The 710-nt window shown below is 68.3% G+C and carries 2 pseudogenes; one reads left to right on the top strand and one right to left on the bottom strand.

The features are described from left to right. Positions 1 to 331, top strand: a pseudogene (locus A5775_RS21910) (hypothetical protein); the annotation flags it as partial. 6 nt (positions 332 to 337) lie between these two features. Here the strand turns inward: A5775_RS21910 and A5775_RS21905 are convergent. Continuing rightward, positions 338 to 710: pseudogene (locus tag A5775_RS21905) on the bottom strand (hypothetical protein); the annotation flags it as partial.

Raw genomic sequence — 710 nt, 5'->3', positions numbered from 1 at the left:
CACCGCGGCGCGCCTGGCCAAGGGCCAGGGCGTGCCCATCTCGACGATCTCGTTCGGAACCAAGGGCGGTGAGATCGAGATGGACGGGCAGCGCGTCGCGGTCCCGGTGTCGACCGACCAGATGAAGACGATCGCCAGACTCTCCGGCGGGCAGCCCTACACCGCCACCAACCTCGGCGAGCTCGAAAAGAGCTACAACGCGATCGAGAACGAGATCGGTTACCGCACGGTGCCGGGCCCGGGCAGCGCCGGCTGGCTGCGCCTCGGGGTGCTGGCCGCACTGATCGCGACCGCGTTGGCGCTGTTGATCAATCGGCGCCTGCCGACCTAGCGCGTATCAGGCGGGCAGCCGGCGGTTCAGCAGCAGGCCGGCCAGCACGGCGCCGGCCATCACGACGGCACCGAGCAGCATCCAGGCCAGGCTGGCATCGCCCTTGACGGTTTCGTAGCCGATCTGGCGCTGCAGCGTCGTGTACACGTTCTCCAGCGAGTCCAGGCTGTCGGCGTGGAAGGCCTGGCCGTCGGTGATCTCGCCGATCTTCTGCAGGGTCTGATCGTCCACCGGAACCGGAATGGTGGCGCCCTCGTAGTCGACGGTGCCGTACGGGGTGCCGAACGAGATCGTCGAGATCTGCACGCCCTCGTCCTTGGCCAGGCGCGCCGCGGTGTAGACACCGTCGTGCGGGTCACTGGGGTTGGACGGCTTGTTC

It is taken from the genome of Mycobacterium sp. 852002-10029_SCH5224772 (assembly GCF_001667315.1).
Classification (GTDB): Bacteria; Actinomycetota; Actinomycetes; order Mycobacteriales; family Mycobacteriaceae; genus Mycobacterium.
The sequence above is the reverse complement of the archived record's forward strand: the minus strand, read 5'-3'. Positions and strand labels throughout refer to the sequence as shown.